Below are 15,275 nucleotides of genomic sequence, written 5' to 3' on the forward strand. Positions count from 1 at the left end.
ATGGAATTGTGATTTCACTGAGGGGGTGCTTGTAATGGAAATGAATCAATATTTATCAATGTTTATTGACGAGTCAACCGATCATTTGCAATCGTTGAACGACAATATGATGCAGCTTGAGAACAACCCAGATGATATCAGCATCGTACAAGTCATATTCCGTTCTGCACACACATTAAAAGGCATGTCCGCGACGATGGGATTTAGCGACCTTGCGTCACTAACGCATCAAATGGAGAACGTGCTCGATTTGGTGCGTAACAACGAGCTGAAGATGAATGAATTTATCTTCGATACGCTATTCAAAAGTTTAGATGCACTCGAGACGATGGTACAAGATATTACGCAAGGCGGCGAAGGAAAAGCGGATGTATCTCACATCGTCGCAGCACTACAATCGATCGTACGCGGAGATTATGGACAAGCAGGGGCTTCGAATGAGGCACAAATCTCAGGGGCTCAGAATACGACGACAGAATTCCGCCTTGATGAATATCAATATGCAGTATTAGAGCAATCGATCAATACGGGACTTCCCGTGTTCTATCTGGATGTCGTGATTCGGGAAGATTGTGTTCTGAAGGGTGTTAGAGCCTACATGGTGTTTAATGCCCTTGAAGAGAATGGTGAAGTCGTTAAGTCGAACCCATCTGTTCAAGATATCGAGCAAGAAAAATTTGATCGCAGCTTCTCTGTTTATTACATATCTAAGATCGATAAAGAATCGCTTTACCAGTTAATTTCGAGTATCTCCGAGATTGAACGAGTGCATATCCTTCCTGTTGATGAAGAGTCATTGATTCAAATCAGCCAGGAAGATGAGCAAGTCAACGAAGCAACTTCACAAATTCTTCAAGCTGTTAAGGAAACAGCAGCAACAGCGGCTCCAGTGGTGCAAGCAGCTAAGGAAGCAACGTCTGTCCGTCCATCGGCGCCATCCAAACCGACAGCTTCAACAGGAACCTCTACATCTTCGCATGGTGGATCAAGAACGATACGTGTAGATATCGATCGTCTTGATGTATTAATGAATCTATTTAGCGAATTATTAATCGATCGTGTCCGACTTGAGCAGCTTGCCAGCGATCTCAAGAGCCAAGACTTGACGGAGACAGTCGAGCATATGGCGCGTGTAAGCGGTGATCTTCAGAACATCGTTCTGAAACTGCGCATGGTTCCGATTGATACGGTATTCAACCGCTTCCCGCGGATGATTCGCGACTTGGCGAAATCGCTCGACAAGAAGGTTGATCTCGTAATCACGGGAGCGGATACCGAGTTAGACCGCACAGTGATTGAAGAGATCGGGGATCCACTTGTTCACTTGCTGCGTAATGCAGTAGATCACGGAATTGAGTCGATTGCAGAGCGTTTAGAAGCTGGTAAGTCTGATACCGGCACACTTGAGCTTCGTGCATTCCACAGTGGTAATAGCGTCTTTATTGAGATTCAAGATGACGGCAAAGGGATTAATCGTGAGAAAGTATTGAAAACGGCGATTAAGAATGGCGTTGTTCGTGCGGATGAAGCGAATGCGATGACGGATGAGCAAGTCTATCAATTGCTATTCGCACCTGGATTCAGTACAGCGGATAAAGTATCGGACATTTCTGGTCGTGGTGTAGGACTCGATGTTGTTAAATCGAAAATTCTCTCACTAGGCGGCAATGTAACGGTTGACTCTAATTGGGGCTCGGGTTCGAAGTTTTCTGTTCAATTACCTCTAACCCTATCTATTATCGCTGCGATGCTCGTTCGTGTGGGCGAAGAGAAATACGCTCTACCATTGTCTTCAATCGTGGAGACGATGATCGTCGAACATAAAAATATTAGACACGTTCATGGATCAACAATGATTGATTATCGTGAATCTGTCATTCCAATTGTATCATTAGCAGATGTATTCGATTGTCCGAAGTCGAGTGAAGTAGAAAAAGATACTTCCGATGTGATTGTGATTCGTAAAGGCGAGCGTCTTGCGGCATTCATGGTCGATGATTTCATTGGTCAGAGTGAGATTGTCATCAAGACGTTAGGCAAATATTTAACGAATATCTACGGCATTTCTGGAGCTACAATTCTCGGAGACGGCCAAGTTGCACTTATCATTGATCCAAATGCACTAGTGAAATAGAGGGAAATAGATAAAGGAGGTTCTACCCATGGGAGAAGATATTAAAGTTATCGTATTTGCACTCGGTACAGAAGAATATGGTGTCGAAGTGGATAGCGTCAAGACAATTGAGCGTTTGACTCCTATTACACGCGTTCCCAAGACATATCACTTCGTAAAAGGGGTTATCAATTTACGCGGTGTCGTTGTTCCTGTGATTGATTTACGAGGTCGCTTCGGTCTGCCTGAGACAGCTCATACGGAACATACACGTATCATCATCGTCAATGTGAATGACATGGAAGTCGGCTTTATCGTAGACACAGCAAATGATGTAATCGATCTAAACACAGATCTGATTGAATCCCCTCCTGAAGTGGTTGGCGGAATCAAAGCAAAATATTTGCGCGGTGTAGCTAAGATCGGCAACGATCGACTGTTGATCATGTTGAATCTACCTGAAGTGCTTAACAAACAAGAGATTATTCAACTTGAAGATATGGGAGAATAAGTAGTGGACATTTTTCGGAATTTAGCAGAAATCAATGTTGATGTTCTGAGAGAAGTCGGAAATATTGGTGCGGGCCATGCAGCGACTGCGTTATCTCGGTTGGTTGATAAACCAATTGACATGGCGGTTCCAGCTGTACGAATGCTGCCTTTTGATGAGATTGCGGAACAGGTAGGTGGCCCTGAGCAGCTTGTTATCGCGACGTTCCTCCGTGTGGAGGGCGATGCTCCAGGTAATCTATTTTTCATTTTGAAGCCGCATGCCTCCAAAAAATTACTCCGTTCCTTGTCCGGAATTGAAGTCATTTCGGATGATGACTATACGGAAATGGAAATATCCGCACTGTCCGAGATTGGCAATATTCTAGCGGGTTCCTATCTATCATCATTAGCAGATTTTACGGGGTTGTATATGACCCCAACCGTGCCAGCTCTAGCAATAGATATGGCGGGTGCAATTTTAAGTTTTGGATTGATGCAATTCGGTCAAATGGGCGATGGCGCACTTCTAATAGACACGACCTTCTTAGAGGGAGACGAGGAAGTGGAAGGACAGTTTTTTCTTATTCCTGACCCATCGTCTTTTGCGAAAATATTTCGTGCATTGGGAGTACCTTACGAATGATAGAAGACTTGCAAATCGTGAAAGTAGGGATGGCGGATTTGAACGTCGTCCATGGAAGTGGCATTATTCGAACGACAGGGCTTGGCTCTTGTGTGGGATTAACATTATACGATTCGATTGCGCATATCGCCGGATTGGCCCATGTCATGCTTCCCTCATCAGATACAGCGCGTGAAGGTCAATTGAATCTGATGAAATATGCGGATACGGCGATCCCTGTATTGCTGGAGAAGATGGAGAAGCTTGGGGGGCAGCGTAGACGGATGGTGGCGAAGATGGCTGGAGGTGCCCAAATGTTCGCTTTTAACTCCATGTCGGATACGATGCGGATTGGACCGCGGAATGTTGAGAACTGCAAAGAAATGTTGATGAAGCTATCGCTTCCTCTTCTTGCAGAAGATACGGGTGGAAATTTCGGTAGAACGATTGAAATGAATTGTCAGACAGGAATATTACATATTCGAAGTGTTCAAATGGGTGTGAAGGAAATATGAAGATGTCAGGGAATATTCGTTGGAATCTTGGGTTTGGCATTGCAGGGTTTGCGTTTACATTTTTGCTATCCGTTCAGAACAACTTGTTAACGACAAGTCTTGTACGTAGTGTTTATGCTTTTCTGATCTGGTTTGTTATTACTTTTATCTTAAGAGCCATTCTTTTTCAACTTCTTGCCAGCAAAGAGGTTGTGGAATCATCCACTGTTCAAGGTTCGGATGATTTGGTTGGTGGACAGCTTGATCTAGTCATCCCAGATGAGACTGAAGAGCTGCACGATTTGCTAAGACCAACACCGAAAGAACAAAAAGCCGTTCAGGAAGGATTCGTGCCTTTGAATCCCCCTAAGATTGTGAAGGTAAGTGATCAAGATCCTGAACAAATGGCAAAGGTAGTTCGTCACCTGACAGAAGATTAAGGAGGGCGAAATGTAAATGTTAGAAAATAAAATCTCTCATTTATCGAACTATGACCTCTGGGAAAGCTGGAGAGAGGGTGGACAGATTGAAGCAAAGAAACAATTGATAGAGCAGTATCTATCGATCGTTGATTATGTTTCGAATCGTCTTGCCATCGGCTTACCTAAGAATGTGAGTAAAGATGATCTTGCTAGTAATGGCGTTGTAGGACTAATTGATGCCATTGAGAAGTTCGATTACAAACGGGGATTACAGTTCGAGACCTACGCCTCATGGCGTGTTCGCGGGGCGATACTCGACGGACTGCGTCAAGGAGACTGGGTGCCTCGTTCCGTTCGTGAGAAGTCGAAGAAGATTGAAGAGGCCTATCAAAACCTGGAGCAGCGTTATTTACGTTCTGTAACAGATGCTGAGATGAGCGAGTACCTGGAAGTGTCCGAAAAAGATTTTCAACAGATGCTGCAGGACGTTGCGGTTACAAGTGTCTGCTCGCTAGAAGATCCGATCCGAGACGAAGAATCCGAGACACGACTATCTCTGCTCATTGATGAGAAGGCGAAAAATCCGGACTACAAAGTAAATGAGTTTTTCTTGAAAGAATCCTTGGTCAAAGGCATTGAGAAATTAACGGAGAAAGAGCGAACGGTTGTCTCGCTTTTCTATTATGAGGATCTATCTCTAAGTGAAATTGCGGAAGTTATGTCGCTCTCACCCTCACGAATCTCTCAATTGCATTCTAAGGCGATATTGAGGTTGCGCGGTTCACTGGATAAGTATAAAAGTCAACTTCTATATAACTAGGTGATGGATAGAGGAGGGTGTAACGTTTATGGCAAAGGAAGTCCGATTGAACGAATTCATGGACATTTCTTTATCAGAGAACAAAATCGAGGCCTATTTGCAGATCAATGAACATTTTGACAATAGCACTTTTACTTCAGATCAACTTGAGGCATATCTGAGAGAGAAACGCATCCATCATGGCATTCAAAAGAATATTTTGCAACAGATCGCCCAGACACCTAGAGCATTCCAGAACAATTATACGGTTATTGCCATGGGAACATTACCAACAACAGGGACAGACGGATATATCAACTATTCCACAAAACTTATCAAACAAGAAAAGAAACCGATGGAACTTGAAGACGGCTCCGTTGACTATCGGGAAGTTATTCAGCTGAATAACGTTCAGAAAGGTCAGCTTATCGCAGAGCGCGTATTGCCTACAGAGGGAACACCCGGAATGACCGTAACAGGCGAGGAAATTCCACCGAAAAAGGGCAAGGAGGTTCGATTCAAAATCGGAAAGAATGTCGTCGTCGATGCAGAACAGAAAGCGATGTATGCTGCGATCGATGGACTGATTGCAAAGACCGATAAGGATAAAGTGAATGTATTTCCAGTCTACGAAGTGAATGGGGATGTGGATTATAATATCGGTAATATCGATTTCATCGGAACCGTTGTTATCCGAGGAAATGTATTAAGTGGTTTTCGTGTAAGAGCTTCAGGTGATATACGCATCAGCGGTGGTGTTGAGGGCGCAGACTTAGAAGCTGAGGGTTCGATCGAAATCACGGGTGGTATTATCGCAGGTAATAAGGGTTCGGTACGTGCACGTATGAATGTGAAGAGTTCGTTCATACAAGACGGAAATGTTTTCGCAGGTAATGATGTCGTTGTATCGCAGAGTATCATGCACTCCACGATACGTGCAGGAAAAAATGTGATCTGTGCAGGAACGAAAGGGCTAATTGTAGGAGGCTTGATTCAAGCGGGAGAACGTGTTGCTGCACGAACCATTGGTAACACGACGTCCACGGCTACGGTGATTGAGGTGGGGGTATTGCCTGAATTGCGTAATGAGCTGCTTGAACTTCGCGGTCAGCTGCGTGCATTAATTGAAAGCTTAGATAAGACAGATAAAGCGCTCTCGCTGCTAGATCAGCTTGCTTCATCAGGGCAATTGTCTGCTGATCGTCTTGCGATGCGTGTCAAATTAACGTCAACGAAGAAACAAAACATTCAAGAACAGTCCGAGATTCGTGAACGGATTCTTGAAATTGAGAAGAAACTTGAAGATACGAACACGGCACGTGTAGATGCGATGAAGACCATCTATGGCGGTACTAAGATCGTTATTGGACGTTATACACGGTTCATGAAAGATCCTGTTGAGCGAATTAGCTTTCGACTTGCGGAAGGCGATGTGTCGATGAGTCCTTACGTATAGTAAGGAAAGGCTGATGACGTCTTCTATGAATTCTGAGAATCGGAGGGTTTGCTATGGTTAGACCTATCGAAATGCAAATGTCAATTCCAAGATCGCAGGATGCATCTTCAGTACATCATCAGACGTTACATAAACCGTTCGTTGATCAGACGTTGCTTGCAGAACAAGCGACCCGACAGACAGAACAGCTTCGATCCAAGAACACACAGGTAGATGAGACTGTACAATTACCTCTACATGAAGAAGAACGACGTCACAAGCAGTCATCAGAACGTAATAAGCATAAGCGCAAGCCGTTAGAAGGGAGCTCAGAACAAGACACTGAGGTCCCTATTCATCCTTATAAAGGACACCGCATTGATCTAACTCTATAATTTGATGGAATAAAGGTGATTTGATTGAATCTTGACCCCCTGTGGTACATTGTCATCATTGGTGCTGCGGCTATTTTTTATGCATTTATGATCCCAAGACAGCGCAAAGAGCAAACCGGCAATCAGAGTGTGATCGTACGGGAAGTGGAAGAGACACTGGAACATTTCATGGACGAGATTGATCAAGATAATAAAGAACTCGTTCAACTGGTCACGCAGATGAAACAAGACTTCGTCCTTCAGCAGAATGTGCTAGGACATCGTATTGAACAGCTGGAGCATCGTTGTCAGCAGCTCGAACTGCAGCAGGTGCAGCATACGATGGTGAATGAACACGTAGCCGTCGCAGTAGAGCCGCAAGTCGTCGTGGATCCCACCGTGCCAAGCGCCGTTCCCGTTGTGGAAACGCAGCGTGATCCCGAACCCGAACTTTCTATGGAAGATGCGTCGATTAAAGGACGCTATGCTGAAATATTTACACTGTACGAAGATGGGAAGTCCATGGATATGATTTCGAAGAAAACGGGGCTCCCTCGCGGTGAAATCCAACTCATCCTTCAGCTGTCGAAGCAGGAGGCGAGTCGTGATTAATAAACGTAATTTTTTACTAGGATTGGGGAGTGGTCTGATTCTTGGAAGTGTACTCCTTCAGCTCATGCTCGCTGCAAATCCTGAACAGCCAAAGAATACCCGAAGCGACCTAAGCTCATATACAGTTGAACAGCTTGAAGGAGCAGCTGATAAACTGAATATGCGTCTTGTGAGTGCTGGTTCGAAAGTATATACAGAGAATCAGTTGAATGACTTATTTAAAACGAAGGAAGCGGAATGGCGTGCCTCGTTACCATCGATAGAGCAAAAACAAACAAAAGATAATGCCGTATCCGCATCCTCTAATGAGGAGAAAACGGAAGCGCCTAAAAAGACGCTCAAGATTGTCACGGGTATGACACTCATTAAAGTCAGTGATAAACTTGAGGAGTTAGGCATCATCACATCATCTGAGAAATTTGTTGAATACGGGAAGAAGCATCAGATTAACAGCAAAATCCGTACAGGATCTTACGAATTGTCTGCCGATCAGTCGTTTGCTCAAATCGCTAAGATCATTACGACGAAACCTTAGTCGAAAAAACGAGTTTTTCCGTATATCATGCTTGCATCGAAATATGACTTATGATATAGTAAATGACGGTGTTAAAAACACACGCTATTTAATTTCGATAAGGGTGCTTCTATTGTAGGAGTCTTGTCGAAAGATGAGATTAGCGGCGGACAAAATAAAACCATATTAGGAGGTGTGTGAAGATGGCAGTAATCTCCATGAAACAGCTACTAGAAGCTGGGGTACACTTCGGTCACCAGACTCGTCGTTGGAACCCGAAAATGGATCGTTATATCTTCACTGAAAGAAACGGAATTTACATCATCGATTTGCAAAAAACGGTGAAAAAGGTTGAGGAAGCTTACAACTTCGTTAAATCGGTTGCTGAAGAAGGCGGCACGATCCTATTCGTAGGAACGAAGAAACAAGCTCAAGATTCTGTTAAAGAAGAAGCTGAACGTTGTGGCAACTTCTTTATCAACCAACGTTGGTTGGGTGGAACGTTAACTAACTTCCAAACAATCCAAAAACGTATCGATCGTTTGAAAACGTTGGAAAGATGGGAAGAGGACGGCACTTTCGAAGTTCTTCCGAAGAAAGAAGTTATCTTGCTTCGCAAAGAGAAAGATCGTCTTGAAAAATTCCTAGGCGGAATCAAGAACATGAAAGGTTTGCCAAGCGCGTTGTTCGTTATCGATCCACGTAAAGAGCGTATTGCAGTAGCAGAAGCTCGTAAATTGGGTATCCCAATCGTTGGTATCGTTGATACGAACTGTGATCCAGACGAGATCGACTACGTTATCCCTGGTAACGATGATGCGATCCGTGCAGTTAAATTGTTGACTGCGAAAATGGCTGATGCGATGATCGAAGCAAACCAAGGCGAAGACACACAAGCTTAATTAAATGATAATTAAATGAAAAGGGTGGTTGGTAGGTGTGAAACCTCTCGCCGCCCTTTTTTTGAGAAAACAAATTGATCGTCAAATGAAATGACGAATTTAACTTTGGAGGGAATATACAATGGCAGTTACGGCTAGCATGGTAAAAGAACTTCGTGAAAAAACAGGCGCAGGTATGCTTGATTGTAAAAAAGCGCTTGACGAGTCTAACGGAGATGTAACAAAAGCAATTGAAATTTTGCGTGAAAAAGGTTTGGCTGCTGCAGCAAACAAATCCGGACGTATTGCAACTGAAGGCGTATGTGAAGCTTACATCCATGCAGGTGGTCGTATTGGTGTTCTTGTGGAAATCAACTGTGAAACTGACTTCGTTGGTAAAACAGATCAATTTAAAGAACTTGCTCGTGATATCGCAATGCACATCGCGGCTATGAGCCCTCGTTATGTTCGTCGTGAAGAAGTTCCTATGGAAGATCTTGAGAAAGAAAAAGAAATCCTTCGTGCACAAGCACTTAACGAAGGTAAACCAGAGAAAATCGTTGAAAAAATGGTTGAAGGCCGTATCAACAAATACTATGAAGAGTTCTGCTTGATGGAGCAATCTTTCGTTAAAGATCCAGACAAAACAATCGAAACATTGTTGAAAGAAAAAATCAGCACAATCGGTGAGAACATCTCCGTTCGTCGTTTCGTTCGTTACGAGCTTGGCGAAGGTATGGAGAAAAAAGTGGATAACTTCGTAGAAGAAGTTATGGCTCAAGCAAAAATGTAAGCTAACGCTTACTTATCTATACAATTTAATCATTCATAGTTAAAAGGTTGGAACACGCTGTGTTCCTTCTTTTTTAACTACATAGAACGAAAGCTTGTGTTTTGAACTGCAATAGGGATGGACGAATCATCCGAAAGTGGAGGGTAAATCATTGAAACAACCAGTATATAAACGAGTCGTCTTAAAAGTAAGTGGTGAGTCTCTTTCCGGCCAAAATGGCTTTGGTATCGAGTCTGATGTTATTAATTCCATTGCTGAACAAGTAAAGGAAGTCGTTGAACTTGGCGTTGAAGTTGCAATTGTATGCGGCGGAGGCAACATTTGGCGCGGAATCGCAGGCAGCGAAAAAGGAATTGACCGTGCAACAGCTGACTACATGGGTATGCTTGCTACAGTAATGAATTCCCTTGCCTTGCAAGACGCGCTAGAGCAAATTGATGTCCCAACACGCGTTCAGACTTCTATTGCAATGCAGCAAATTGCCGAGCCTTATATCCGTAGACGTGCGATTCGCCACTTGGAGAAAGGCAGAGTTGTTATTTTCGCAGCAGGTACGGGAAATCCATTCTTCTCGACAGATACAACTGCAGCACTTCGTGCGGCTGAGATTGAAGCAGATGTCATTCTAATGGCGAAGAATAAAGTAGACGGTGTCTACACGGCAGATCCATTCAAGGATGAGACTGCAGAGAAGTTCGATCAATTGACTTATCTAGAAGTGTTAAATCGTAATCTTGGCGTGATGGACTCAACAGCTTCTTCATTGTGCATGGATAACAATATTCCACTTGTCGTCTTTGCAATTACGGAGAAGGGCAATATCAAACGTGTTGTACAAGGTGAGAAGATCGGAACGATTGTAAAAGGGAGTGTAGACTAATGCCACAATCAATCAAAAAAAATGCAGAAGAACGTATGGGGAAAGCAATTGAATCCTTGAAACGCGATCTTGCAACGTTGCGTGCGGGTCGTGCGTCGTCATCGATGCTGGATCGTATCCAAGTTGAATATTACGGTGCTCCAACCCCAGTGAATCAGCTTGCTAACGTGAATACACCAGATTCTCGTACCCTTATGATTCAGCCTTGGGATAAAACCTCATTAGGCGCAATTGAGAAAGCAATCTTAAAGTCAGACTTGGGATTGACACCAGCGAATGACGGAACTCAAATTCGTCTATCGATTCCTATGTTGACAGAAGAGCGTCGTGTGGAGCTCGTGAAATCGACGAAGAAGTTCGGAGAGGACGCGAAAGTAGCCATTCGTAATATCCGTCGTGATGCGAATGATGAAATTAAAAAACTCGAGAAATCAGACATTTCGGAAGATGAATCTCGTCGCCACCAAGAAGACGTTCAGAAAACAACGGATAAATACATTGGTGAAGTTGATAAAGTAACCGCATCAAAAGAGAAAGAAATCATGGAAGTATAATGTAAGGCCTGCTGCCCCTCCGAACGGTGGGGTTTGTTGTCTTTTTTCTACTTGTGTGTAGTTCTCATCATCTAGGTTGGAGGAAATGGAATGATTAAGCGATTCCAGAAATGGTTGGATGAGAGACCCAAGGGTCAAACGTCATTCAATTTATCAAAAGATAATATTCCTGAGCATATCGCGATAATTATGGACGGGAACGGCCGCTGGGCCAAAAATCGTGGGTTACCGCGGATTGCCGGGCATCACAATGGGATGAAAGCCGTGAAGAAGGTCACGATTGCCGCAGATGAGCTTGGCGTTAAATGTCTTACGATGTATGCTTTTTCAACGGAAAATTGGAAGCGGCCTAAAGACGAAGTCGACTTCCTCATGAAGCTGCCTGAGGAGTTCCTATCCATTGAACTAGGGGAGCTGATTGAGAAGAATGTTCAGGTTCGAATGATGGGTCATAAAGAAGATTTGCCAACGCATACGCTCAAAGCTATCGAAGAAGCAGAACGTCAAACGAAGACCAATACGGGACTTATTCTAAATTTTGCATTGAACTATGGTGGTCGTAGAGAGATTGTGGAGAGTGTTCGCGAGATCGGGCAACGTGTGTTAAATGGTGAATTACGCCCTGAAGATATTATGGAGTCTGATATCGAACAGCACTTATTATCGAATCATTTACCGAATCCAGATCTTCTCATTCGGACGAGCGGGGAACTCCGTTTAAGTAATTTTATGCTGTGGCAGTTGGCTTATAGCGAATTCTGGTTCACAGATGTATATTGGCCTGCGTTTACAGAAGAACATTTGTATGAAGCAATCGCTGAATACCAACGGAGAACACGCAGATATGGCGGTCTAGTATAACTTCGTAGGAGTGGATATCATTGAAGCAACGCATCATTACCGGGATAATTGCAGGGTCAGCATTTCTTGCCTGCACTGTGATCGGTGGACCTTGGTACCAAGGACTTCTAATCGTGTTATCCTTAATCGGCTATTATGAATTTGCCCGAATGAACCATTTTCATTGGTGGAACATCACCTCCCTGCTCGGTTTCGCAGGTGTCATTTATTTCGTATTCCCATGGGAAGGGTTTGACGTCAGTGTCGAACCGATGTGGATGTGGCTTCTCATGTTTCTTTTCTTAACAATAACCGTATTATCCAAGAATCGAATTGATATTGATCGAATCGCTGTGATGTTTCTTGGCGCAGTATACGTAGGCGTCGGATTCCAAGCAATGATTACAACACGGTATACACCAGATGAACATGGATTGTTCTGGACATTCTTATTGTTTGGTTGCATCTGGGCCTCCGATTCAGGGGCTTATTTTACAGGACGTGCATTCGGGAGAACCAAGCTGTGGCCTTCTATTAGCCCGAATAAGACGATTGAAGGCGCCTTTGGCGGTGTTGTCATCTCCGTTGTCATTGCACTGTTATTTGCTTGGTACGCACCGGATTTGCTTCCGATTGGTAAAGCTGTTGGGATCGGAATTGTTGCCGCTGTCGTTGGTCAATTAGGCGACTTGATCCAATCGGCATATAAACGCGTTCACGGCATTAAAGATAGCGGGAATTTTCTACCGGGGCATGGCGGCGTATTGGATCGCTGTGACAGCTGGTTGATTGTGTTTCCGTTCGTGCAACTGCTGATGCTGTTGCCGCACGCATAAGGGAGAGGGACGATCGTGAGAAAAATAGCAATATTGGGTTCGACAGGTTCAATTGGTACGCAAACATTGGACGTCATTTCCCATTACCCCGATCAATTTAAAGTTGAAGGATTGGCAGCAGGGACGAATGCTGCTTTATTTATAGAGCAAATCCATCGATTTAAACCACGTAAAGTATCGATTGCGACCAAAGAGCTTGCGGATCAACTGAAGCAGCAGATTCCCGCCGATATCGAAGTGTATTACGGGGATGAAGGACTTATAGAAGTTGCTTCACGAACGGATGCTGATTTTGTCGTTACGGCATTAGTAGGGAGTCAGGGACTGCCCTCGACTTTAGCTGCGATTCGAGCTGGGAAGAACATTGGTCTGGCGAATAAAGAAACACTAGTTACCGCAGGACACATCGTAACCTCCATGGTTCGTGAATATGGCGTGACGATGCTGCCTATTGATAGTGAACACTCGGCGATTTTTCAATGCTTGAACGGAGAATCGATGGAGAGTATCAAGAAAATTACGATTACGGCATCCGGCGGCTCCTTCCGCGATCGCACTCGGGAACAGCTTCAAGGCGTGACCGTTGATGAAGCGCTGAATCATCCGAATTGGTCGATGGGAGCGAAGATAACCATTGATTCAGCGACGATGGTGAACAAGGGACTCGAAGTGATTGAGGCGCACTGGCTGTTCGATTTACCTTACGAGCAGATTGATGTGCTCATTCATCCGGAGAGTATTATTCACTCCTTTGTTGAATTTAACGACAGTAGTATCATCGCGCAGATGGGCAACCCCGACATGCGTGTCCCGATTCAATACGCACTTACATATCCTGAACGGATCGCTTCACCGGCTGCTTCGCTTGATTTAGCTCGGATCGGGAAGCTGCATTTCCGTGAGATGGATTATGACCGTTATCCTTGTTTAAGAATGGCGTTTGAGTGTGGTAAAATAGGGGGTACAGCACCAACGGTTTTCAATGCGGCGAATGAAGTGGCTGTTGCACGATTTTTACGGGGTGAAATTTCGTTTCTTCACATTGAAGATATCATCGCATCTGCCCTTGACAAGCACCAGCAGATTTCTATGCCTACGTTAGAACAAATTCAAGAGACAGATCGATTGACACGACAATTGGCATTGAACATCCCTTTTGGGTTATCCTAGGAATATACGCTTAAAAAAACTTATGCCAAAGCATTCTCGTGAAGCGAAATAGAGAATATTGATAATTTATATGGACATAAGTGAGTGAAGGGAGGATGCTGTCAGTTGGAAATGGTTCAGATCATTTTTTTAACGGTATTAGTCTTTTTCGTCCTCGTGACGATTCATGAGTGGGGGCATTTCTATTTTGCGAAACGTGCCGGTATTCTCGTTCGTGAATTTGCAATTGGATTTGGACCAAAGCTGTTCTCCTTTAAGAAGAATGAGACACGGTATACGTTGCGACTTCTTCCGTTGGGAGGATTCGTACGGATGGCAGGTGAGGATCCTGAGCTGGTTCAGATTCAGTCAGGTCAGACCATAGCTGTGCGATTGAATCAAGATCAAGTAACAAACCTTTATCTAGACCAATTGGATCAACGTAAAAATGTGGTGCGTGGTACGGTTGAGGAAATCGATCTTGAAGAGCACCTATTCGTGAAGTTGGATGTGGATGGTGATATCCAGACACTTGCGGTTCATCCACAGGCCATGATGGTGACCAAAGGTCAGGAAACCCAGATTGCACCTTATAATCGCCAATTTGGAAGTAAAACAGTAGGTCAGCGTGCAATGGCTATATTTGCCGGACCTTTAATGAACTTCTTCCTTGCCTTTGTTTTGTTCGCGGCGTATATTATGATGGCTGGTGTGCCAGAAGAGAATCCGAAGCATCTCACAATTGGACAAATTACGGAGGGTAAACCCGCGGATCGTGCAGGACTTAAACCGGGGGATATTATCGAGACGATTAATGGTGTAGACATCGGTGCTGATTCTACCAAGATGATTGAGATGATTGGTAAATCGACGGATAAAGTCATGCATTGGAAGATCACGCGTGACGGTGCAACGAAAAATATTGACGTAACGCCAGAACTCATCGAAGGGCAGGAAGGCGGCAAGGTCGGAATCGTACCTGTTACTCCAATGCGTTCTGCATCATTTGTGGAAACGATTAAGTATTCGGGTATTGCCATGAAGAATACAACCATTCGCATATTCGATGGATTCCGAATGCTGATCTTTGGTCAGTTCAAATTGGATGATCTAGGTGGACCTGTTCGTACTTTCGAAGTTACGGGTCAAATTGCGAAACAAGGGATTGATCAATTAACGTCATGGGCTGGAATACTCAGCTTGTATCTCGGGATCTTTAACTTGCTCCCAATTCCGGCACTCGATGGTAGTAGACTTGTATTTATCGGTGTTGAGGCAATCCGAGGCCGCAAGGTTGATCCGAATCGAGAGAGCATGGTGCATATCATTGGATTCGCCATGTTAATGTTGTTGATGCTGGCTGTCACGTATAATGATATTTTACGGCTAGTGAAAGGATAATCGACATCTTTTGTCGAATTGAACAATAATAATCATAATGAGCTATAGCATTTCATGGGAGGCA

18 protein-coding genes are annotated in these 15,275 nt (G+C 44.1%); all 18 read left to right on the forward strand.

The genetic code is table 11. The annotated features are described in order from the left end of the window. Positions 1–34: 34 nt before the first annotated feature. Positions 35–2,134 carry a chemotaxis protein CheW gene (locus tag AC3WU2_RS03420; protein ID WP_492451284.1) on the forward strand — a complete coding sequence of 700 codons (2,100 nt, stop codon included), beginning with the start codon at positions 35–37 and terminating at the stop codon, positions 2,132–2,134. A 28-nt stretch (positions 2,135–2,162) separates the two neighbouring features. Continuing rightward, positions 2,163–2,624 (forward strand): chemotaxis protein CheW, encoded by a 462-nt coding sequence (locus tag AC3WU2_RS03425; RefSeq protein ID WP_018757865.1) that lies wholly within the window; start codon positions 2,163–2,165, stop codon positions 2,622–2,624. A gap of 3 nt (positions 2,625–2,627) precedes the next feature. Next, complete coding sequence (locus tag AC3WU2_RS03430; protein WP_018757866.1) at positions 2,628–3,248, forward strand: chemotaxis protein CheC; 621 nt, start codon at positions 2,628–2,630, stop codon at positions 3,246–3,248. Beyond that, the gene (locus AC3WU2_RS03435; RefSeq protein ID WP_018757867.1) at positions 3,245–3,742 is read left to right on the forward strand and encodes a chemotaxis protein CheD; all 498 of its coding nucleotides are present in this window, start codon (positions 3,245–3,247) and stop codon (positions 3,740–3,742) included. The genes AC3WU2_RS03430 and AC3WU2_RS03435 overlap by 4 nt, the downstream gene beginning before the upstream one ends. A 2-nt stretch (positions 3,743–3,744) precedes the next feature. Then, complete coding sequence (locus AC3WU2_RS03440; protein ID WP_492451287.1) at positions 3,745–4,161, forward strand: hypothetical protein; 417 nt, start codon at positions 3,745–3,747, stop codon at positions 4,159–4,161. A gap of 16 nt (positions 4,162–4,177) precedes the next feature. Further along, positions 4,178–4,963, forward strand: a complete 786-nt coding sequence (locus AC3WU2_RS03445; RefSeq protein ID WP_492451289.1) for a FliA/WhiG family RNA polymerase sigma factor — start codon at positions 4,178–4,180, stop codon at positions 4,961–4,963. 28 nt (positions 4,964–4,991) lie between these two features. Next, positions 4,992–6,398 (forward strand): flagellar assembly protein A, encoded by a 1,407-nt coding sequence (locus AC3WU2_RS03450; RefSeq protein WP_492451291.1) that lies wholly within the window; start codon positions 4,992–4,994, stop codon positions 6,396–6,398. Positions 6,399–6,451: 53 nt separating this feature from the next. Continuing rightward, positions 6,452–6,772, forward strand: a complete 321-nt coding sequence (locus AC3WU2_RS03455) for a hypothetical protein (RefSeq protein WP_492451293.1) — start codon at positions 6,452–6,454, stop codon at positions 6,770–6,772. A gap of 24 nt (positions 6,773–6,796) precedes the next feature. Continuing rightward, positions 6,797–7,363, forward strand: coding sequence for a hypothetical protein (locus tag AC3WU2_RS03460; protein WP_492451295.1), 567 nt, complete (start codon positions 6,797–6,799; stop codon positions 7,361–7,363). Then, positions 7,356–7,898, forward strand: coding sequence for a hypothetical protein (locus AC3WU2_RS03465; RefSeq protein ID WP_492451297.1), 543 nt, complete (start codon positions 7,356–7,358; stop codon positions 7,896–7,898). The genes AC3WU2_RS03460 and AC3WU2_RS03465 overlap by 8 nt, the downstream gene beginning before the upstream one ends. 182 nt (positions 7,899–8,080) lie before the next feature. Next, the gene (rpsB, locus tag AC3WU2_RS03470) at positions 8,081–8,779 is read left to right on the forward strand and encodes a 30S ribosomal protein S2 (RefSeq protein ID WP_018757874.1); all 699 of its coding nucleotides are present in this window, start codon (positions 8,081–8,083) and stop codon (positions 8,777–8,779) included. A gap of 121 nt (positions 8,780–8,900) precedes the next feature. Beyond that, positions 8,901–9,551 (forward strand): translation elongation factor Ts, encoded by a 651-nt coding sequence (gene tsf, locus AC3WU2_RS03475; protein WP_492451299.1) that lies wholly within the window; start codon positions 8,901–8,903, stop codon positions 9,549–9,551. Positions 9,552–9,702: 151 nt separating this feature from the next. Beyond that, positions 9,703–10,431 carry a UMP kinase gene (gene pyrH, locus AC3WU2_RS03480; protein ID WP_018757876.1) on the forward strand — a complete coding sequence of 243 codons (729 nt, stop codon included), beginning with the start codon at positions 9,703–9,705 and terminating at the stop codon, positions 10,429–10,431. After that, on the forward strand, positions 10,431–10,985 hold the full coding sequence (gene frr, locus AC3WU2_RS03485; RefSeq protein ID WP_018757877.1) for a ribosome recycling factor: 555 nt from the start codon (positions 10,431–10,433) through the stop codon (positions 10,983–10,985). Before pyrH ends, frr begins: the two co-directional genes overlap by 1 nt. A 90-nt stretch (positions 10,986–11,075) precedes the next feature. Then, positions 11,076–11,846, forward strand: coding sequence for an undecaprenyl pyrophosphate synthase (gene uppS / locus AC3WU2_RS03490; RefSeq protein WP_492451302.1), 771 nt, complete (start codon positions 11,076–11,078; stop codon positions 11,844–11,846). A 20-nt stretch (positions 11,847–11,866) separates the two neighbouring features. Continuing rightward, positions 11,867–12,661, forward strand: coding sequence for a phosphatidate cytidylyltransferase (locus AC3WU2_RS03495; RefSeq protein WP_492451304.1), 795 nt, complete (start codon positions 11,867–11,869; stop codon positions 12,659–12,661). 15 nt (positions 12,662–12,676) lie between these two features. Beyond that, positions 12,677–13,831, forward strand: coding sequence for a 1-deoxy-D-xylulose-5-phosphate reductoisomerase (locus tag AC3WU2_RS03500; RefSeq protein ID WP_492451306.1), 1,155 nt, complete (start codon positions 12,677–12,679; stop codon positions 13,829–13,831). Positions 13,832–13,936: 105 nt separating this feature from the next. Then, positions 13,937–15,211: an RIP metalloprotease RseP gene (gene rseP / locus AC3WU2_RS03505; protein ID WP_492451308.1), complete on the forward strand. Its 1,275-nt coding sequence runs from the start codon at positions 13,937–13,939 to the stop codon at positions 15,209–15,211. Positions 15,212–15,275: the final 64 nt, after the last annotated feature.

It is taken from the genome of Paenibacillus sp. EB106-05-06-XG162 (genome assembly GCF_058791655.1).